A 20,730-nucleotide genomic window follows, 5' to 3' on the forward strand; every position below is an offset into this window, starting at 1 on the left:
AAGTGATTCGAAATGATTGTAACACACGTCATGTCGTGGTACAATAACTGCAAGCATTCTGTCACGAAATGGTTTCAACCAATGAGCATTCTACCCATCAATCTGGATGATCTGATCAACGCCCGTTCGGTGGAGTCGGTGCGCCGCGAATTCAAAGGAACCTGGTCCGCGCCCATCCTGGAACAGACGGTACGAACAATCAGCGCGTTTGCCAACGACTTCTTCAACCTGAACGGCGGCTATATCGTCATCGGAGTGGATGAGCAAGGCGGTTTGCCGGTCTTGCCCCCGCGCGGCCTCGAAGGTTTCAACCTCGACGAGATTCAGAAACAGATTCGCGGAAACTGCAGAAAAATTGATCCCGAATACCAGCCGGTGATTGCGCCTGAGGTTTACCAGGACAGGCAGATCCTGGTCATCTGGGCGCCGGCCGGCGATGTGCGGCCCTATCAGGCGCCGGAGACAACTCGTGGCGGCGAGCGCAGGTACTATGTCAGGCAAGGCGCCGAGACCGTCGAGGCCAAAGGCGATAGTCTCACGCAGCTCATGGCAATGACGGCCAAAGTTCCCTTCGACGACCGTCGCAGCCTGGGGCATACGGTTGACGTGATCTCGCCGACGCTGGTTCGCCACTTCTTGTCCGACATCAAGAGCGATCTCGTATCGCCGGGCGCCCAGGTTGCAGATCGAGATTTATATCGCTACATGCGGATTTCGGCCCAGGTGAACGGTTTCGATGCGCCCAGGAATGTCGCCCTCCTTTTCTTTGTCAATGACCCGGAGATTTACTTCCCAGGCGCGAGGATCGAGGTGGTGCAGTTTGGAGATGGCGCCGGCGGTGATCTCATCGAAGAGAGGCTGTTCCGCGGGCCGCTGTCGGCGCAAATCAGGCAGGCGCTGGATTATTTGGATGCCCTGAGCACCACGATGATTCGGAAGATTCCCCGGCAGGCCGAGGCCCACAGAACGGTCGCTTTTCCATACGAAGCGATGGAAGAGGCCCTGGTCAACGCGGTGTATCATCGCAGCTACGAAGGGGTGCCGGAGCCGGTGAAGGTTTACCTGTACCCTGACCGGATGGAAATCATCAGCTATCCTGGGCCAGCGCCTGGCATCGAAATGCGCCATTTCCAGGTGGGCGCAACCGTGCCCCCGGTGCCCAGTCGCAACAGACGCATAGGCGAATTCCTGAAGGAGCTTCGCCTCGCTGAAGGCCGCGGGACAGGTATCCCCAAGATCTATCGCAAGATGAACGAAAACGGTTCGCCGCGCCCGATCTTCGAGTTCGATGAGAGCCGCACCTACTTTCGCGTCATTCTGCCGGCCCATCCGCAGTATGTGGTCATCCATGCCCTGCGCGAAAGCGCCCATCTGTGGGCCGCGGGTGAGCGTCAAAGAGCCGTTGAAAACCTGGAGCAGGCGGTAAGTCAGGCGGTGAATTCAGGCGCGCTCGTGGCGCAATTGATAGAATACCATGCTTCCCTGGGCAACGTTCACGCGGCAGAGAGACTTTTCGCCAGCGTTCAATCTGGCGCGCCGATGATGGATGCGCATTTACCCTTCCTCGCCATGGCGAAACACTATCTTGACAGATCAGAATTTTCTAAGGCGGCCGACCTGCTCTCTCAAGTGCCATCGCCTACCAGAATTGATGATCTCATCGAACTTGCTGTGCTGTACAAAAGATCAGGTCGGTTTGCCGACGCGCACAGCGTGTTTGCATCAAACTACGACATGATCAAGGACAGCGCCAAAGCTGTTCACGAATACGCGCAGACGAAGCTGAAGTTGTCCATGACTTCGGCGTCGAGAGACAGAACGACGAAGCAGCGGCTGACGCGGGACGCAGTCGAGCTGCTGCGCCGCGCCATTCAGTTGTCTGACGATCGTGTGCGCAACGCGTGGTGCTATTTCGATCTGGCTAAAGCGCTGACCTGGCTGAAGTCTCCTGATACCGAAGTGCGACAAGCCTACGAAAAGGCGCTGGAGCTGCAGCCGAACGAACCGCGCTTCCGTGAGTCGTTCGAGGATTGGGAGCAGAAGCGATGAGGGTCGCCATCTGTACCCGAATGATGACGGCTGCTGGTATGGTTCTTTTCACTTGCATCGAGGATTTTGTTCAATGATTCTTACGAGTAACCAGATTCCCGGCCTTGTCTTGACCGAGCATGAATTTCGTGTCCCGCTCGATCACGCGCAACTGCAGGGCGAACAGATCACCATTTTTGCCAGGGAAGTGAGGGCCGCGGCCAAGAAGGATGCCGCGCTGCCCTGGCTTGTCTTCTTCCAGGGCGGCCCGGGCTTCGGCGCCCCGCGGCCGCTCAACAACAGCGGCTGGCTCAAACGGGCCTTGCAGGACTATCGCGTCCTCCTGCTCGATCAGCGCGGCACGGGTCGCAGCACACCGGTGACGTTCCAAACCCTGGCGCGGCTGTCATCGCCGCAGGCGCAGGCCGACTATCTCAAGCACTTCCGCGCGGATGCCATTGTGGCCGACGCCGAGTTGATTCGCCACGCGCTCGCCGGGCCTGACACCCCCTGGACGGCCCTGGGCCAGAGCTACGGCGGTTTCTGCGTGCTGACCTACCTCTCGCACGCGCCCCAGGGCCTGGCCGGCGCGCTCATCACCGGCGGTCTGGCGCCCCTGGATCGCTCCGTGGACGACATCTACCGCGCCACCTACCGCCGAACGCTGGGCAAGAACCGCCGCTTCTTCGAACGCTATCCGCAAGATGCGGCGCACAGCCAGCGCATCGCCGATTATCTGCTCAGGCACATCGTGCCTTTGCCGGGCGGCGGCCGCCTGAGCGCGCGGCGTTTTCAGCAAATCGGCATGGGCTTTGGCGCCAGCGATGGCTTCGAAAATGTTCATTACCTGCTGGAGAACGCGTTCGTAACCGGCGTCAACGGCCCGGAGATCAACTTCGTCTTTCTGCGCGGCCTGGAAGCCATGCAGTCCTTCGAAACGAACCCGATCTACGCGTTGCTGCACGAGCCGTGCTACTGCCAGGGCGCGGCCTCAGCCTGGTCCGCGCAGCGGATGCTGGCGGAGTTTCCCGAATTCGATCTGCACGCCGCGGCCAGCGGCCAGGCGCCGCTCATGTTCACCGGCGAGATGATCTACCCGTGGATGTTCGAGGATTACGCGTACCTGCGGCCGCTGCAAGGTGCAGCCGAAATTCTGGCCGCGTACGACGGCTGGCCGCCGCTGTACGACCCCTCTGCGCTGGCTGCCAACACCGTACCGGTCGCGGCGGTTTCCTATTACGATGACATGTATGTCGAACTGGCCTTTGCCGAGCAAACGGCGCGCCAGGTGGCTGGCCTCAAGCTGTGGGTGACGAATGAATACGAACACAACGGCCTGCGCGCCGATGGCGAACGCGTCCTCGGTCGCCTGCTCGACATGTTGGTCGGGAATGTTTGACAAGGTGGTGAAGGATGGGATTACTGGATAGCCTGAAAGCGCTCTTTGCCGGCGGCGGCGAACGCAAGCCAGAAGATGCCGGCGCCTGGTTCTATGTGCGCTGCCGGCGCTGCGGTGAAGTCATCCGGGTGCGTGTGGACATGCGCAACGATCCAAGCGCCGATGACGACGGACAGCACGTCGTTCGCAAAACGTTAGTGGGTGGCGCGCGACGCTGCTTCGCGCGCCTGGAGATGACCCTGACCTTCGATGCCAACCGCCGCCTGCAAAGCCAGGAGGTGACGGGCGGAGATTTCGTCAGCGCAGACGACTACGCGACGCAGAAGGCCGAGGTGCAAACATCCGGCGAGGAAACGATTCAACGCGAAGACGCAGGGGTGTTGTAATTTTATTGATCTGTCTACCTCATGCAGTCTGGCGGTCGAGCTGCGTATCTTCCCAGGAGACCGGGTCCTCCAGCGGTTCGAGGTGCGTCAGGATGGTGACGCCGGTCAGCGCCTCGCGCACCTCGCGCTCCAATTTCTCCAGCAGTTGATGGCCTCGCAGCACGGTCCAGTCGCCGGGTACCAGGACATGTACCGACATGAAACGCCGTGCGGCTGACTGGCGCGTGCGCAGGGCATGGAACTGCACGCCCTGCGCCTGGTAACGATCCAGAATGTTGGCGACCACGCTGCGTTCTGGCGCAGGCCAGGCCGTATCGAGCAAACCGAGCGCCGAACGCCGTACCAGTTGCACGCCCGACCAAATGATGTTGAGCGCCACGGCAAAGGCGATGATCGGATCGAGGCGCTCCCAGCCGGTCAGGGCCACGGCGCCGATGCCGGCCAACACGCCGACCGATGTCCACACATCGGTCATAAGATGCTGGGCGTCTGCATCCAGCGTAATCGAACTGTAACGTTGGCCGGCCCGCCGCAAGACGAGCGCCACCCCCAGGTTGATCAGCGACGCCAGCAGGGAGATGCCCAGGCCCAGGCCCAGGCCTTCCAGGGGCTGTGGGGCTAGAAGACGGTTCCACGCCGTCACGCCGATGCTGATCGCGGCCACCAGGATCAGCGCCCCTTCGACGCCGCTGCTGAAATACTCCGCTTTGTCATGCCCATAGACATGGTCCTCATCGGGCGGCCGCGCGGCCACCGTCAGCATGGCCAGCGCCATCAGCGCCGCCGCCAGGTTGACCAGCGATTCCAGGGCATCGGACAAGAGGCCGACCGAACCGGTCACGCGATAGGCGGCCATCTTCAGCCCGATGGTCACGATGGCCGCGGCAATCGAGAGCCAGGCAAAACGCGTAAGTGAAGGTCGCTGCATGGTCTATCCTTTCAATCGTTTCCGTTTCTTGGTGAGCGACATGTTGCACACGTGGCAGGTGGAACGCACCGCCAGATCGGTCGCGATGGTGCAGATTCTGCAGGGGCCGAGGTGGCCCTGGCGCAGGGTCTGCATCTGCCGCCGGCCGATCTGCGCCGGGTTGACTGAGTCCGGCAGGGTGATGGCATCCTCTGGGCAGGCGGCCTGGCAGATACCGCAGTCCACACAATCGGCGGCGATAAAGTTGAGATCGAAAGTGGTGACAGGCTGGGCGGCGGCCGCGTCCGTCGCTGGCGTCTGCGTCGTCCAGCGGATGGCGGCCGTAGGGCAGAAGCGCGCACACAGGCTGCACGCCGTACACGCGTCGCTGATCTGCACCGTGACCCAGGGCAGGCTGTCCGTCAGCATGGCCGCGCTGGGGGCGGGCCGAGCCGCGCCACCGAGGCGGTCAGATGACGACGTTGATAGGACAGCTCAGCGTCACGCGGTTGCGGCGACCCTGTCATCGGGTTCAGCGGCGCCAACGCCTCGACCGCCACCGTGCTCATCACCTGCGTCGTCGTGTGCCGCACAAAGGTCAGGAATTCACGCCGCGAATAGGACGGCTGCTGGCCGGAAAAAACAGCTACCCGGTGGACGGTCGTCAGCGCATCCGGTTCGGTGATCTGCGTGCGCAGTTCGATGGGGTGGTGCCAGGCGGCCAACACCAGGTTGGCCTGCGTGGCCGTCTCCTGGATGACCGGCAGCGCCTGACCCAGGGGGCAGGCTGCACAATCGCTGTCATTCAACCACAGATTGCGCTGGCGGGGCTGCGCCAGATCGAGCAGTTCAGCCAACGAAAGAGCGGCCAGGCAGCGTCCGCTCTGCACCACGGCCTCGACCGGCGCGGCGGTTCTGTCCACCTGGCGATTGGCCGGGCAGGTCAACTCCAGGGCGCGGCCGGCCAGGGGCGCGGCCGCGTCCAGCAGCCGCTTGTCGGCCTGCGCTTGGTTTGGGGCCGCAAACACCCCCGTGGGGCAGACATACAGACAGATGCCACAGTGAACGCAGGTCTCCGGCGCGATGCGCACATTTGCACCCTGCACGGTGATGGCCGCCACCGGGCAGGCGTCTGCACACAGGTGGCAGTTGGCCGCCTTGAAGCGCTGATTGAGGCACAGACTGGCGTCGCAGGCCGGTGCGTCATCGCCGAATGTCGAGAGGAGTTTGGTGAGCAGAGTCAGGTCAGGCATGGGTCTCTATCTTTAGTGGCAGCGTCTCGTTGCCGATCCATCAGCAACGGTGGCGTCTTGCATGCGCCATTTCGATTGTAACACACGGTCACAGGCGGGTCAAAGCGCAGCTCTAAAAAAGATTGACAAACCACGGTTTCTGTGCTAACATATGAACAGGTATTCATATGTTTGCGAACGCTGGACATGACGGATGGATGCTGACACGAACAACGGGCAAGATAGTCATCCCCTGGGGCAGGAAGCTCCGCTGCTGGCCCCAGGACAGGCTGTGCGCCTGGCCGACCTTTTCAAGGCGCTGAGCGATCCGACGCGCGTGCGGCTGATGGCGGCCCTGACGGGGACGCCGGAGCTGTGCGTCAGCGACCTGAGCACCTTGTTGGGCATGGGGCAATCGGCTGTTTCGCATCAACTGGCCTATTTGCGCGACATGCGCCTGCTGCGTATGCGCCGCGCCGGCCGCCACATCTTCTATGCCCTGGACGATGACCACATTTTGCGCCTGTTCGAGCAGGGTCTCGATCACGTGCGCCACGGGTAATTTCATGCAAAAGATCAAACTCGACCTCCCGGTTTTGTTACCTGCCAACGGGGACTGTGAGCCTTGCGCCGAACGCCTGTTGGACACCTTGCGCCGGCGCGATGGCGTCTATGATGCGCACCTCGATCGTAGCAATGGACGGACGGCCCAGCTGTGCCTGCATTATGACCCGGCGCGGGTCACAGCGGTCGCGGTGGAACAGCACGCGCGTGACGCCGGTGCGACCGTGCAGCAGCGCTATCGCCATCGCGAGCTGGTCATTGCGGGCATGGACTGCGCCGATTGTGCGCTGAAGCTGGAGCGCGGGGTGGGACAGTTGGATGGCGTGCTGCAGGCGACTGTCAATTTCACGGCTGGTAAGATGTGGGTTGAGTACGATGCCGACGCGGTTGACCAGGGGGTCATTGCCGGTCGTGTCCAGCGCCTCGGCTACCGCGTGCAGGAGCCAGCGAACGCGGCGAACGCGGCGGCCGCGGTCGCGCCGGCGTCAACCTTCGTGCGCTTCCTCACCGGGCACCCGCGGGATGTCTCCACGCTGCTGGCAGGACTGCTGCTGCTGTTGGCCGGCGTGCTGACGCTGGGCGGCGCGGCCGGCTGGCTGGTCAACGGGATCATCGTCCTGGCGACCGTCACTGGCGGTTGGTTCGTGGCACGGCGGGGCCTCAACGTGCTGTGGATCAATCGTGAGTTGGATATGAACTTCCTCATGACCGTGGCGGCTGTGGGCGCGCTGGTCATCGGCGAGCTGTGGGAAGCCGCGCTGGTCATGTTCCTCTTCAGTCTGGGCGAGACCCTGGAAGCCTATACGATGGATCGCGCCCGCCAGAGCATCCGCAGCCTGTTGAACCTGGCGCCTGCCACCGCCACCCGCCTGACCGGCTGCCTGGACTGCGAGGAACACCTGGGCCAGGATGGCTACAGCGGCGGCATCTGCCCCTTCTGCGCGCAGCAAGAGACGCGCGTGCCGGTGGCCGATCTTGCTGTGGGCGACATAATTCTGGTCAAGGCGGGCGAACGCATCGCGATGGACGGCGTCGTCATCGCGGGCAGTTCGGCGGTCAACCAGGCCTCTGTCACCGGCGAGAGTGTGCCGGTGGACAAGGCCCTGGGTGGGGAGCTTTTTGCCGGCACCCTCAACGGCAGCGGCGCGCTGGAGGTGCGGGTGACGCGCCTGGCTGCAGACAACACCATCAGCCGCCTGATCCACCTGGTGGAGCAGGCGCAGGCCCAGAAAGCGCCCACGCAGCGCTGGGTTGACCGCTTTGCGCGCATCTACACTCCGACCGTCGTGCTGGGCGCGATCTTGATTGCGCTGGGGCCGCCGCTGCTGGCAGCCCAACCGTTCTGGAATCTGCCCGATGGCACGCACGGCTGGCTCTACCGCGCCCTGACCATGCTGGTCATTGCTTGCCCCTGCGCGCTGGTCATCTCCACACCGGTCAGCATTGTCAGTGCCATCAGCCGGGCCGCCAAGCAAGGCATCCTGATCAAAGGCGGCGCCTCCCTGGAAACTGCCGGCCGCCTGCGCGTCATCGCCTTCGACAAGACCGGGACACTGACCCAGGGCAGCCCCGCCCTGACCGACGTGGTGCTCGATCCGAACGCGGGGATAACGTCAGACGCGCTGCTGGGCCTGGCGGCGGCCGTCGAGAGCCGCTCTGAGCACCCGCTGGCGCAGGCCGTGGTGACCGCGGCCACCGAGCGTGGCCTCAGCGTCACGCCTGCGCTGAACGTGCAGGCGCTCAGCGGCCGCGGGGCGCGTGGGCTGGTCAATGGAGAATCTGTGCTGGTGGGCAATGTGGCGCTCTTTGCGGAACAAGGTCAGGCGCTGCCCTCTGGCCTGGCCCAGGCTGTGGCCGATCTGGAGGCGGCCGGTAAGACGGTGATGTTGGTGGGGCGCGTGCCTGGTCCCGTGTTGGGGCTGCTGGCCGTTGCCGACACGGTGCGCCCCGATGCCCGCGAGGCGTTAGCCGGCCTGAAACGCGCCGGCATTACGCTCACGGTCATGCTGACCGGGGACAATGAGCGCACCGCGCGCGCCATTGCCGAGCAGGCCGGTGTGGATGAGTTCAGGGCCAATTTGATGCCGGCGCAGAAAGTGGCCGCGCTGGAAGCGCTGTTGGCTCAACATGGCAGCGTGGCGATGGTCGGGGATGGCGTCAATGATGCGCCGGCCCTGGCGCGTGCTTCGGTTGGGGTAGCGATGGGCGGCGCAGGCAGCGATCAAGCCCTGGAGACGGCCGATGTGGTGTTGCTGGCGGATGATCTGCGCAAATTACCCGCGCTGGTAACGCTGAGCCGGCGCGCCTGGCACATCGTCCGCCAAAACATCGCGTTCAGCCTGGGTATCAAGGTTGTCTTCATGGCGCTCGCCCTGCTGGGCGCCGCGACGCTGTGGATGGCCGTTTTTGCCGATATGGGCGCCTCGTTGATCGTCATCTTCAACGGCATGCGCCTCTTGCGGCGCGCGACGAATGAGTGGGACGCGGACGTGTCGTCCGCGTAGATCGTTGTTTCAGTCACCGGGCAGTTTTGTCTGCCCCAATTCTCAGGAGGTTTCACTATGTATTCCGCTGTTGGGTTCATTGTTCTGTTGCTGTTCGTCCTGGCCTCGTCGGCCATCAAAATTGTGCAGGAGTACGAGCGTGGCGTCATCTTCCGCCTGGGGCGGTTGATCGGCGCCAAGGGGCCGGGCCTGTTCCTGATCATCCCCTTTGTAGATCGTTTCGTCAAGGTAGATCTGCGCACGATCACGCTGGATGTGCCCGCGCAGGAAGCGATCACCAAAGACAACATCACCGTCAAGGTGAATGCGGTCGTCTATTTCCGGGTCATTGACCCGTCGGCGTCGGTGGTCAACGTGGAGGACTATCGCCGGGCCACCTGGAACATTGCGCAGACAACCCTACGTAACGTGCTCGGTCAATCGGAGTTGGACGAGCTGCTGCAGCACCGCGAGAGCATCAACGCCAAACTGCAACAGATCATTGACGAGGCCACCGAACCGTGGGGCGTCAAGGTTTCCATTGTAGAAGTCAAGGATGTGGAACTGCCGCAGACGATGCAGCGGGCCATGGCGCGACAGGCCGAGGCCGAGCGCGAGAAGCGCGCCAAGATTATTCACGCCGAGGGTGAATTCCAGGCTGCGGTGCAGCTGCGTAACGCCGCCAGGACCATGTCAGACGAACCGATCGCCATCCAACTGCGCTATCTGCAGACGTTGACTGAGATTGCCGTAGAGAAAAACTCGACGATCATCTTCCCGGTGCCGATTGACCTCTTGACAATCGTACGCAGCATGGTTGACTCTCTGCCGGTCGTGGCCGAGCCGGCAACCCCTTCTGCGCCCCTGATCAAGGCCTGAGTACAAGAATAAGCCCCGCGCACGGTTGAGGCACGCAAGAGCGACCTGCGCGGGGCGGGGCTGCGGGGGGCACGACGAGCATCGTTGCGTCGGATGACGCGCCTGACGCGAAATTTGGGCTGGCGTTTGCGTTAGCTACCTGCAAGAGGCATGACGCATGAACGACTGGCTGCAACGCAATTTCAAGACACTGGCGCTGGCGCTGCTGTGGCTGCTCAGTCTGGGCGGCGTTGCCTTTCTGGTGCGCCGCCCGGCGCAGACGCCGATCGAGATCGTCCTGCCGCCCACGGCCACCATGACGCCGCTGCCCACCGAGACGCCAACGCCCGCGCCGCTGCGCGTGCATGTCAGCGGCGCGGTGCTGCGGCCTGATGTCTATGTGCTGGCGCCTGATGCGATCGTCAGGGATGCGATCACGGCGGCCGGTGGTTTCGATGCCCAGGCCGATCAGACGAGCCTCAACCTGGCGCAGCCGCTCTACGATGGTGCGCAGGTTCATGTCCCCAGCCAGGTGGCGGAGATCACCCCGCCGCCGGTGGGGGTTAGCGCGCCAGTGGCGACGCCGACCCTGGGGTCCACTAACCTTTCCGACACGACCGCGTCCAATCCCCTGGCGCCAGGCGTCAAGATCAACGTCAACACAGCCAGCCTCAGTGACCTGGAACAGTTACCCGGCATTGGGCCGGCGATGGCTCAGCGCATTGTGGAAGGGCGGCCGTATCGCAGCGTGGAGGACTTGAAGAAGGTCAAGGGTATTGGTGAGGCTACGTACAGTAAACTGGCGCCGTTCGTCACCGTGCAGTGAGGCAGGCCCGGCGGTGAAGGTGGGGTGCTCCAGAATCTGTGAGTGGAAGGATGGTAAGTCCACGGACTGCCAACCTTCCACTCTTTTTTTGGTCGCGATCCGCCGGTGTTACGGCACGAACCACGGCGCCGGCGCGCCGGTGTCGTAGCCCGGCCCTAGCGGTGAATTGGTGCCAAAGCCGGTGTAGAAGGTCTCTGTACGTGCGATGGGGCCGACCACTTCCGGGCCGGCCTGGTTCCTGAAGGTCAGGTGACTGGTTACAGGCAGCTCGCTGGTAAAGACGCCGCCCTGCTCATAGGTGCGGGTAATGGTCATGGCGCCGGGGGTCTGCGGCGTGTTGGGTTGAACCTGCATCTGCACCGACCAGGGCTGCGGGTTCTGTCCGCCGTTATAGGTGACGACGATCGGCTGTACGCTGATCAAATTCAGAGCCACGATTTCGATGGGGACGGCCTGCGTGGCAGCCGGCGTGCCCGGGTCATGCAGCATGGCGTCCTGCAAGCGCCTGATCACGGTGTCGCCCTGCGCAGAGGCCTGGCGTGCATCCACCAGGACGTGCTGGGCGGTCTCGCTCACGTGGGGAAACGGGCCTTGAGGCTGAAACGGCTGGCTGCTGGGCGGAGCAAAGGGCACGCCTGCGAACTGCACGGTGCCCACGAACGGATCCGAGCCAGGGCCGAAGAATCCCAGCGGCAGGTTGAGAAAGAGCACCGATTGCCCGGGCGGTGAACGAAAGACATCGTCGCCGGCCTGCACAACCAGGGGCGGTGCGGGATTGACCAGGCAGCCGGCGCCAAAGCCCGCCGCGGTGGTCTGCACCGTCTGAATATCGGCGTTGGCCGGCCAGCGGTTAGCCATCAAGACGATGTCGGCCAGGTTCACTTGGGCATCGCCGTTGTGGTCGGCCGGATGAAAAGTCTGGCAGGCCATCGGCATGCTGGGCTGGAAGCGCATGATATTCGAGAACTCTTGCACGTCCTGGGGGGTGTTGCTGTAGTTCATGCCGTGCCCGGCCAGACTCAGCCATCCGAAGAGGTCGCCTGCCAGCCAGGCGTTGCCCGGATCATCGTTGAGAAAAAGAATTGGCACGGCCGGAGTTTGGCCGTGGATGTACACCACATGTGGGGGAAACGCCTGCAGGCTATCATTGAACACCAGCAGTGGGGTGTTGTTGAACAGGGTGCCCCCTGGGAAACTACCCGTGGGCGGCAAGTCTACCTCGACGAATACGTCGAAAAAGCTCTCGGCCGGAAAATCCAGGTTTGGATCGCCGCTGGCGCCGCTCAGGGATTCAACCTCACCCACGCTGTGCGGCCTGCCCGGCGCGGAGTCACCAGCCCGCACCATGACCAGCCCGCCCAGCGCGGCAATGTTGAAGTCGGCGATGCGGGTATGCACCTCGCGCGTGCCAGGCGGGCCTTGAAAGCCCGCAGGTACGATGGCGAAATTGGAGTCGGCCACCATAATGCCGGCTGTGCCAACCGGCGTGCCGCCGGTGTCGGGCGCGCTGCCGTCCAAATGGGGATTGCTGCGTCCAATGATGGTTGTGGGATCGAATAGCGTGGGACTGGTCAACGTCCCGCTGGCGCTATCGTAGCCTGGATAGCCTGCCATCAAGGGCTGGAAAGCAGGCGCAACGAAGACGGTAAAGGAGCCAAGCGACGGGGCTGAGTCATCGCCCTGGCCAGGAAAAGGCCCTGACAAGGCATGGGGCTGTGCGCCCGGCGCTGTCAGGCGATCCAATTGTGTCGTAACGACACGGTCGAGTGCGGCGATCAAGGTTGATGGGGAGAACGGCGCCACCTGCAGGCCCAGGGCAATGCTGCCCAGCACCAGGAGCGCCACCAGCGCCAGCCACAAGGGCCGCTTACGTCCTTTGTTCATGGTTCACCTCCGGTAATCCGCGACACGCCACAGGCCTGGCTGCGTCAGTTCTCTGGCAATCAACATGAAGAACGGGGAGATACCCAGTCTCAGGCAGGGTTGGAGCAGCGCCCGCTGGGAGCAACATCGAAATGACCACCTCATAAAGCATGGCAGGTGCTGCCAACCTTGCAGATTGCGCAGCGTTTCAGGTTCGGTTCAGTTGATCAGCGCCATGATCTGGCGATGGACTGCGGTACCATCGAGGAAACGATCGTGCAGGGCCGGGTCGCTGATGCGATCGGCTCGCTCGCGCACGAAGCGCCATGCCTGCTGCAGCACCCTGTCGGCGCGCGGATCGCCGGTGGCGACCAAGACGTCGTAGCAGGCCAGGCAGATGACCACCGGTTCGGCGATCATCTCCTGGTCCCAGGAGACGCGGGCCAGGGTGTCCAGGATCTCGTTGACCTGACGCCGGGCCTCCTCCACTTGACTCTGTTCCCAGGAGATCAGCGCAAGCCCAGCCAGTGAATCCAGGGCGAATTCGGGCGCGGCCAGCGCATGCTGTTCCCACATCTGCACGGCCGCCCGGTAGCTGTCGCTGGCTGCCGCCAAGTTGTCCTGGCGGCGCTGGGCATGACCCAGAACCGGCAGGGCCATGCCGGCTGCATAAACATAGCGGATTTCCTGGCTCAAGACAACCGCCGCTTCTGCCAGTTGACAGGCCTGCGCATCGGCGCCTGCGTAGTAGGCGAGCCAGGCCTGTTGGGCCAGCATGCACGACTCCAGTTCCTGGTTTTGGATGTTGCGGCTGTGTTCAAGCGCATGCGCGCAGATCAAGCCGGCGTTTTGATAGTCGCCCAGCAGCAAGCTCACCCGCGCCTCATTGGCTAACAGATACCCCTGGATCACGGGATGCCCACCGGCTTCGGCGAGCAGGCGCAAGCCCTCGCGAATACAGGCATCGGCTTGCTGGTAGGCGCCGCAGTCGGCATAAGCTGAAGACAGGTTGTTCAACGTGCCCGCGGCGCGGCGCTTACAGCCCGTTTGCAGATTCAGCGCCAGTGCTTTTTCCCATCGTTCCTGTGCTGAGGCCAAATTACCCTGGCGATAGGCCACGCTGCCCAGCTCATGCAAGCAATTGGCCTCACCATCCGTGTGCTGATAACGCCGGAAGATCTGCAAGGCCTGCTGCAGCATGGTGCTGGCGGCCGCCAGATTGTCGAGTTTCCATTGCGCAGTCCCACACCAAAGATAGGCCCGGGCCTGCTCCAGATCGGTCGTTGCAAACGCCAGCGCCCGCTGCGCAGCGGCGGCAGTTTCAGCATATTTGACGTGACGGTCGCAAAGCATGGCCTGCTGGATGTTAAGGCCGCTCAGCACGCTCGCCGGCGCGCCGGCGGCGCTCAGTTCCACGCAGGTTCGATCGAACAACGCTTGACCTTCGCTCAGCAGGCCGACTTTTCCAAGCAGATGCCCCAAGCCATCGGCGGCCTGGCCAAGCTCGGCAAAGCGTCTTTCCGCCACGGCCTGCTGCCAAGCCTGCCGTATGTTGTCAATCTCAGTGACAAGCATAGCCAGGACTGCGGCCGGGAGTGCCCGCTGGCAGTCGGACAGCTCGAGGTCTTGCCGGTGCTGAGTGGGCATCAGTTGGGCCAGGTAGTATTGGCTGTGTTTTGATGCGATGCTCTGCGCCTCGCCCGCGGCGAGCAGCTTTGCGGCCGCAAACTGGCGCATCATTTCGTGCATGTCATAGCGGCCTTCATCGGCGCGACGCAGCAATGACCGGTGTTCCAGCATGGTCAACTGGCCCGGCGCCGCGGCGGCCACCGCGGCGGCCGCGGCTTCGGTGAAACCGCCACGAAAGACCGAACAACGCGCCAGCAGGCGTGCCTCGGCTGCGTTCAACCCATGCCACGACTGTTCGAACACCGCGCGCAGGCTGCGATGATGCGGAGAAATATCTGACTCGCTCGTGGTCAGGCTGGCGAGGCTGCTGAGCAGGGTGCTTTCCACCGCGGCCAGTGACTGGTGCTCGAGGAGCGTGGCTGCCAGTTCGATCCCCAAGGGCAGGCCCTCCAGGGCCTGGCAAATCGAAATCATGGCGGCGCGAGTCTCTGGGTTCAGTGGCACCGTGACGCCCACGCGCTCCGCCCGCGCCATGAACAAGCGCACGCTGCTGACCTGGGCCAGGTCCTCGCCGGCGGAATCGGTCTGCGATCGGTTCCACGGCGCGCGCCGGGGCGGCACCGGCAGTCCATGCACGCGTAAGACATGCTCAGCCTGCAAGCCAAGCCGCTGTCTCGATGTGACCAGCACGTAGACGTGCTGCGCCTGGCTGACAAGCATGGGCAGCCAGCTCGCGCCCAGAATTTGGTGTTCGAAATTATCCAGGATGAGCAAGAGATGCCGTTGCCGCAACTGGCGGATGAGCTGCAGGTGCGGTGGGTCAGTGCCCACAAGTGCCAGGCCGAGACTTTTGGCAATGGCGGCCGCGATGCGATCGTACACCTGCACGGCGCGGCGGTCTTCGTTGGGCGTCAGCGGCTCGTCAAGGCCATCCATTGCAGGCGGCAACGGGGTCAGCGGCACAAACCAGACGCCATCACCGTACTCCTCCTTGACCTGGGCGGCGACAGCCAACGCCAGACGCGTCTTGCCCACGCCGCCTTCGCCAATCAGCGTGAGCAAGGGCAGCTCGCCGCTGCGCAGGAGGTCACTGAGCGCGGCAATCTCCTGCTCGCGGCCGAAGAAGCGGTTGAGGGTACGCGGCAGGTTGTGACGTGGAGGAGCCAGCGGCGTTTGCAGGATGCGGTGCATCGTGTCGAAGATCCCCTGAAACTGGGCCTGGGTCTTCTCTCGCCAGGCGTCAAACGGCTGCTCATCATGGCTGCTGAGACCGTGCAAGAACTCGCCCTGATAGAGAGATGTCGCTTGTTGGAGTTGGGCGCGACACCTGGCGCAGCGGGCCAGGTTGGGGTGAGCGTGCTGCTGGCACACCTCCAGGGCATGGGCAAACGCCAGCGCGTCGCACCACACCCCCTCGGCGGTGGCATCGAACTCAACCGTGTGGCGTGTGATCTTCAGGCAGGCCACAGCGGCCAGCAGAGAGCGCAGATTGGTCAACGACTTGGCCAGGCTGTTGAGCGCGGTGTCCGGGGTGTAGCCACTCCAGAGCAAGTCAACCAGGTGCGCGCGGCGTAATGGGCGGTTGTGTTCCATGACCAGGTAGGCCAGAAGAGCGCGTACCTTGTCTGAGCGGAATTCCGTGAGCGGTTGACCATCCAATGTAACATGAAAGGAACCCAGTAGCCTGATTTCGAGAAGCGGCATGGAACGTGACCTGGAACGTGACCTGGAACGTGACCTGGAAAGCTAGATTCACACCTATTGTACCACGCATCCGCCAGTTGTGGTATCGCCGCGTGACTTGGGTCTTCCCTGCGCCGATGGTATAATGCGTCATCACAACCAGACAGGAGACGAGGTAGCGGTGACAATTGTGCAACGGATCAAGCGGATGGTGCTGGAGCACGGGCGGGTGGTCAGCGACTCGATCCTGAGCGTGGACACCCTGCTCAATCACCGCATTGACTACACCTTCAGCGCATACTGCGGCGATGCGCTGGCGCACCTGGTCTCCGGCCAGGCCATTGATGTGATCTTCACAGCCGAAGCCAGCGGTATCAGCGTGGCCGTGTTCATGGCCATTGTCGTCAACAATGCCCAGTGGCCGCAGCAGGCCGCGGTGGTCTTCGCCAAAAAGAGCCGCCCGGTCACCATGGGTGTGGACGGTTTCTACGTGGTGGACAGCTACAGCCGCACGAAGGAACGGCCGGTGCAACTTTACCTGGGTAAACACATCATGACGCCCGGCGCCCGTGTCTTCATCGTGGACGACTTCATGGCACGCGGCACCACCCTGGCCGCGTTGGGCGACCTGGCTCTCCTGGCGAACGCTCACATCGTGGGTTTCGGCGCGGTGATCGAGAAAACGTTCGAGAACGGACGCCAGGAATTGCAGCGGTTCGGTGCGCCGGTTCACGCCCTGGTGCAGGTCACTTCCCTGGTGGGCGGCCAGATTCACCTGGCGACTGACCCTGGGGTGGCCGGGTGACATCGTGTGATTTATTCGTCACCTGTTTGATTGACCTGTTCTACCCGGACACCGGCGAGGCCGTGGTGGTCGTGTTGGAAAAACAGGGCTGCACGGTTGACTTTCGGCCGGCGCAGGAATGTTGTGGCCGTTTTGCCCTGGAGGCCGGCTATACCGATGACGCCGCCCAACAGGCGCGCCAGTTCTGCGCTGTGTTCGCCGACGCCGGGCTGATCGTTGTGCCCTCGCCCGCGTGCGCCGCCATGATCCAGCTCGAATATCCCCATCTGCTGCCGGACGACCCACGGGCCGCCGCGCTGGCCGCCCGCACGTGGGAACTGAGCCAGTTTCTGGTGGATTACCTGCACGTCAGCGATCCGGTCGTGTCCTACGCCGGCAAGATCGCCTATCAGCCGGCCTGCCACCTCCTGCACGATCTGCACGGCGCGGCGCAGGCGCCGGCGCTGCTCAGCGCAGTGCAGGGCGCGACCCTGGCGCCCTGGCGTGAAGCCGACGAGTGCTGTGGCTTTGGCGGTCCCTTTGCGCTCAATCTGCCGGAAGTATCGGCTTCCATTCTTGACAGCCATGTGCAGCACCTTGAGGCCAGCGGCGCGGATGTGGTGGTCACCTGTGACCCCGGCTGCCTGCTGCACCTGAACGGTGGACTGGACCGCCAGGGCTGCCGGGTGCGGGCCGTTCACCTGGCCGATCTGCTGGCTGGCCAAGTCACACCTGCGCCTGCGCCCGCAGCGGCGAAGGTGGTCAAACCCAAGCTGCGCCCGCGCCCCTGGTAGATCAACGCCCGTTTGGAGACAAAACGATGACCGTCACGCCTACTTCCTGGCAGCCTCCCGACCCGTCGCCTCCTGACACGCGCCGCGACTGGCTGCTGCTCGCTCTGGCTTTGATCGCAATCATCGGCATCACTCTGTTGGCGCCGGGCGGTCTGCTCGACAAGGCCGACAAGGTGGGTTATGCCGTCTGCCACCGCATCACCATACGCTCTTTTCTGATCGGTGAGCGACAGATGCCGCTGTGTGCGCGCTGTACCGGGCAATACCTGGGCGCGGTTGCCGGCCTGCTCTACCTGCTCCTGCGGGGACGGGCACGAGCCAGTGAGCTCCCGTCACCGTCCGTGCTGACGGTGCTCTTGCTCTTCCTGGGCATCTGGGCCTTCGATGGCGTCAACTCCTACCTGACGCTCTTTCCGGGCATGCCCCACCTGTACGAGCCGCACAACATCCTGCGCGTCAGCACTGGGCTGCTGCAGGGCTTCGCGGTGGTCAGCCTGGTGTGGCCGGTGTTCAACCTGACCGCCTGGGCGCAGCCGGACCCGCAGCGGTCGCTCGACCATGTGGGTGAGCTGGCCTCACTGGTGGGCATCGGCGCGCTGCTGGTGCTGGCGCTGCAGAGCGAGGTGGAAGCCATCCTGCTGCCGTTAGCGATCGTCAGTTCCCTGGGCACCGTGCTGATGTTGACCCTGGTGTTGACGGTGATGGTGCTGCTGGTTCTGCGCCGCGCCAATCGCGCCACCCGTTGGCGTCACCTGCTCATGCCGCTGGCGGCTGGCCTGGCCACCAGCCTGACCCTCATCGCCCTCATTGACAGCGCCCGCGCCAGCCTGACCCGTGCGCTTGGACTGCCCTTTTAGGAACGGGCGCTTGGGTTGCCAGGCGCGTCGAAGTTTGTTATAATCCGTCAAGTAACTTGCTATCCCCACGCGTCTCCCCAATTTCTTTTTTCTCATCACGTGCGTAGGAGGAATTGTCATGATTCAGGGTGTCAACTTCAGTGAGATGATCAGTCAGAGCATCAAAGTGCTCACGCAGCCCCGTACTGAGACCTTCGAGGAGTTCGAGAAGCATGGCGGTCAGCGTGAGGCGTTGACCTACGTTGGCGTCGCGGCCGGCCTGGCCGGCGTCGTCGCTTTCATCGTTGGTATCTTCAGTGGTCCACTGGTCGCCATTATCGCCCTCTTGGGCGCGCTGATTGCGCCGCTCTTGAGCTTCTTCGTCTTTGCCTTTGTGATCAACTGGATGGGTAAGCAGCAGGGCGGCACCGGCACCCAGGACGAGGTGTTCTACACCTGCTCCCTCTACACCGCGCCCATTTTGGCTGTCACCGGCATTGTGGGTAACATCCCGGTCCTCGGCTGCCTCTTTGCCCCTGTCAGCCTGGTGCTGGGGCTCTATCAGCTCTATCTGGGTTATCTGGCCACGCGCGCCAGCATGAACCTGGACCAGAACAAGGCCATCATCACCGTCATTGTGGCCATCGTGGCCCAGTGGATCGTCTTCGCCGTCATCGGCGTAATTGTTGCGGCCATCGCCATCAGCATGGGCGTGGCCTCAGGCGCCATTTCAGCACAATAACCGCCCTGGCAGAATGCTCTTGCCACGGACAGGACGGACAAGGAGGATCCATTGGACATTCAGAAATCGCTTACTTTCCAGATCGAAGATGAAAACTGGACCAACAAGGTGCTCGTTGGTGCGGTTATCAGCGCCGTTCCCATTCTGAGCCTCGCAGCTACCGGCTATGGGCTGGACGTGGTCAAGAATGTGGTCGCGGATGAGGCACGGCCCTTGCCCAGCTGGGACAACCTCGGTAACCAGTTTGTGCGCGGCTTGGTCTACGTGGTCGGCGTCTTGATCTACTTCTTGCCTTTGTTCATCATCGGCTGTCTGTTTGCGGTCGTGGGCGGCGGTCTGGGCGCGGCCATGGGTGATTCGCAATCAGCGCAGGATTCGTTCGGCGCATTGCTGGGCGGCGGCGGCATCTTGTTCGTCTGCCTGACTCTGTTCTACTCGCTGGCCGTGCTCGTCATCCTGCCGGCAGCGACGGTACGCTTTGCTCTCACCAACCAGTTGAGCGAGATGTTCAAGTTCAAGGAACTGTTCGCTGACATCCGGCGCAACGTTTCTGGCTACTTGACCGCCATCCTGGTAGTCGTCGTGGTTGGGATCGTGTTGGGGATCGTCGTCTCCGTGGTGAGTGGCATCCTGGCTCTGATCCCGATCTGTGGGTGGATCGCCGCCTGGATTATCAGCGCCGCGGCCAGCTTCTACGTGCAACTGGTCGCCAGCCATATGTGGGGTCAGTTCCACCGCGACGCCCGCGCGGCCGGTACGGTCACGCTGTAAGCGAATCAGGTGACAGAAAGAAAAGGACGCCAGCCCATCAAGGTTGGCGTCCTTTTCTTTTGAGTCCTTTTCAAGAGGCGCCAACTTTTGCAAAAGTTGGCGCCTCTCATCTTCGACGTTTCGCTTATGCCAACTCGCCGCGCAGCCGCGCCAACTCCGCGCGCAGCCTGAGGTTCTCGGCCTCGACCTCGGCCGTCCGCTGTTCGGCCGCGCGCTTTCTGGCCTCGACCTCGGCCGTCCGCAGATCAGCCAGCCGCGCCGCAGCTTTCGCCTGCTGACCGATCTCGAAATCGCTCAGCAGCCGCTCGCCGCTTTCCACCGAATAGAACTGCAAACGATTTTCCTCATCCAGCGCCAGGCGCAGCCCCAAGAGGGGGCTGACGTACTCCGGCGACTCGCCCTCGCCGGGCACAAAGGTCAGGTCGCCCAGCCGCATCTTGCCATTGTCCGGCTGCATCGGCGCGAAACTGTCGCCCACGCGTTGAAATGCAACCAGCGGTGGTTTCAGATAGTCGCTCGTTGGATCGTAGAGATAATACTCCTCCACCCCCAACTGCGCGTACAGACGCATCTTGTCCTTCATGTCCTCGCGCCGCGTGGACTTGGACGTCACCTCGAAAACCACCTGCGGCGCCTGGCCTTCTTCCCACAACTTGTAGATGGGCCGCAGCCGCGCTTCCACCCCCCACACCACGAAGCAGTCCGGCGCGACCGATTTGCGCGGATTGCCCTGCTCGTAATAGATGAGCAAGTTGCCGCTGACGTAAACCCGCTGCCCCGCGAAGAAACGCTGCAGCAGATGAATGATCCAGAACATAATCTCGCGGTGCAGGTCAGTTTCGGCCATCGGTTTGCCATCACGTTCTGGGTAGACTGTCTTGTCCGCGGCCATCGCCAGCGGGATACGTTGTCTGATCGTCATAGTCATCACCTCACGCGCAACAG

At 62.9% G+C, this 20,730-nt stretch carries 18 protein-coding genes; 12 read left to right on the top strand and 6 right to left on the bottom strand.

What is annotated here, in order from left to right:
- The first annotated feature begins 81 nt into the window (after positions 1–81).
- The 3 genes from IPM84_05855 to IPM84_05865 all read left to right on the top strand — a co-directional run bounded on the left by IPM84_05855 (position 82) and on the right by IPM84_05865 (position 3,813).
- Complete coding sequence (locus IPM84_05855) at positions 82–2,049, top strand: putative DNA binding domain-containing protein (GenBank protein ID MBK9092292.1); 1,968 nt, start codon at positions 82–84, stop codon at positions 2,047–2,049.
- 73 nt (positions 2,050–2,122) lie between these two features.
- Positions 2,123–3,427, top strand: coding sequence for an alpha/beta fold hydrolase (locus IPM84_05860; protein MBK9092293.1), 1,305 nt, complete (start codon positions 2,123–2,125; stop codon positions 3,425–3,427).
- Positions 3,428–3,441: 14 nt separating this feature from the next.
- Complete coding sequence (locus IPM84_05865; protein ID MBK9092294.1) at positions 3,442–3,813, top strand: hypothetical protein; 372 nt, start codon at positions 3,442–3,444, stop codon at positions 3,811–3,813.
- A gap of 19 nt (positions 3,814–3,832) precedes the next feature.
- On the opposite strand, the gene IPM84_05870 is transcribed toward IPM84_05865, so the two are convergent.
- From IPM84_05870 to IPM84_05880, 3 genes are read right to left on the bottom strand one after another with little or no spacing between them, the layout of a single operon-like run.
- Positions 3,833–4,741: a cation transporter gene (locus IPM84_05870; GenBank protein MBK9092295.1), complete on the bottom strand. Its 909-nt coding sequence runs from the start codon at positions 4,739–4,741 to the stop codon at positions 3,833–3,835.
- Positions 4,742–4,744: 3 nt separating this feature from the next.
- Positions 4,745–5,149 carry a 4Fe-4S binding protein gene (locus tag IPM84_05875; protein ID MBK9092296.1) on the bottom strand — a complete coding sequence of 135 codons (405 nt, stop codon included), beginning with the start codon at positions 5,147–5,149 and terminating at the stop codon, positions 4,745–4,747.
- The gene (locus IPM84_05880) at positions 5,143–5,973 is read right to left on the bottom strand and encodes a 4Fe-4S dicluster domain-containing protein (GenBank protein MBK9092297.1); all 831 of its coding nucleotides are present in this window, start codon (positions 5,971–5,973) and stop codon (positions 5,143–5,145) included. Before IPM84_05880 ends, IPM84_05875 begins: the two co-directional genes overlap by 7 nt.
- Before the next feature lie 193 nt (positions 5,974–6,166).
- Here IPM84_05880 and IPM84_05885 point away from each other — a divergent pair, with 193 nt between their 5' ends.
- From IPM84_05885 to IPM84_05900, 4 genes are all read left to right on the top strand, one after another.
- Positions 6,167–6,514: a helix-turn-helix transcriptional regulator gene (locus tag IPM84_05885; protein MBK9092298.1), complete on the top strand. Its 348-nt coding sequence runs from the start codon at positions 6,167–6,169 to the stop codon at positions 6,512–6,514.
- Between the two features lie 268 nt (positions 6,515–6,782).
- Positions 6,783–9,020, top strand: coding sequence for a heavy metal translocating P-type ATPase (locus IPM84_05890; protein ID MBK9092299.1), 2,238 nt, complete (start codon positions 6,783–6,785; stop codon positions 9,018–9,020).
- Positions 9,021–9,077: 57 nt separating this feature from the next.
- Entirely contained in the window at positions 9,078–9,878 is an 801-nt protein-coding gene (locus IPM84_05895; protein ID MBK9092300.1) for a slipin family protein, read from the top strand.
- Between the two features lie 157 nt (positions 9,879–10,035).
- A complete protein-coding gene (locus IPM84_05900) occupies positions 10,036–10,683 on the top strand; it encodes a helix-hairpin-helix domain-containing protein (GenBank protein MBK9092301.1) in 648 nt (215 codons plus the stop codon).
- 108 nt (positions 10,684–10,791) lie between these two features.
- Here IPM84_05900 and IPM84_05905 read toward each other — a convergent pair whose 3' ends face one another.
- Positions 10,792–12,567, bottom strand: a complete 1,776-nt coding sequence (locus IPM84_05905) for a hypothetical protein (protein ID MBK9092302.1) — start codon at positions 12,565–12,567, stop codon at positions 10,792–10,794.
- 198 nt (positions 12,568–12,765) lie between these two features.
- Entirely contained in the window at positions 12,766–15,879 is a 3,114-nt protein-coding gene (locus tag IPM84_05910; GenBank protein ID MBK9092303.1) for an AAA family ATPase, read from the bottom strand.
- A 160-nt stretch (positions 15,880–16,039) separates the two neighbouring features.
- On the opposite strand from IPM84_05910, the gene IPM84_05915 reads away from it, so the two are divergent.
- The 5 genes from IPM84_05915 to IPM84_05935 all read left to right on the top strand — a co-directional run bounded on the left by IPM84_05915 (position 16,040) and on the right by IPM84_05935 (position 19,785).
- Entirely contained in the window at positions 16,040–16,663 is a 624-nt protein-coding gene (locus IPM84_05915; protein MBK9092304.1) for a hypothetical protein, read from the top strand.
- Positions 16,660–17,436: a (Fe-S)-binding protein gene (locus IPM84_05920; protein ID MBK9092305.1), complete on the top strand. Its 777-nt coding sequence runs from the start codon at positions 16,660–16,662 to the stop codon at positions 17,434–17,436. Before IPM84_05915 ends, IPM84_05920 begins: the two co-directional genes overlap by 4 nt.
- 26 nt (positions 17,437–17,462) lie before the next feature.
- Positions 17,463–18,293 carry a DUF2085 domain-containing protein gene (locus IPM84_05925; protein ID MBK9092306.1) on the top strand — a complete coding sequence of 277 codons (831 nt, stop codon included), beginning with the start codon at positions 17,463–17,465 and terminating at the stop codon, positions 18,291–18,293.
- 118 nt (positions 18,294–18,411) lie between these two features.
- A complete protein-coding gene (locus IPM84_05930; GenBank protein MBK9092307.1) occupies positions 18,412–19,014 on the top strand; it encodes a YIP1 family protein in 603 nt (200 codons plus the stop codon).
- 51 nt (positions 19,015–19,065) lie between these two features.
- Positions 19,066–19,785, top strand: a complete 720-nt coding sequence (locus IPM84_05935) for a DUF4013 domain-containing protein (GenBank protein ID MBK9092308.1) — start codon at positions 19,066–19,068, stop codon at positions 19,783–19,785.
- 124 nt (positions 19,786–19,909) lie between these two features.
- Here IPM84_05935 and IPM84_05940 read toward each other — a convergent pair whose 3' ends face one another.
- A complete protein-coding gene (locus IPM84_05940) occupies positions 19,910–20,677 on the bottom strand; it encodes a Uma2 family endonuclease (protein MBK9092309.1) in 768 nt (255 codons plus the stop codon).
- Positions 20,678–20,730: the final 53 nt, after the last annotated feature.

Origin of the sequence: Candidatus Amarolinea dominans (genome assembly GCA_016719785.1) — a bacterium.
GTDB lineage: Bacteria > Chloroflexota > Anaerolineae > SSC4 > Amarolineaceae > Amarolinea > Amarolinea dominans.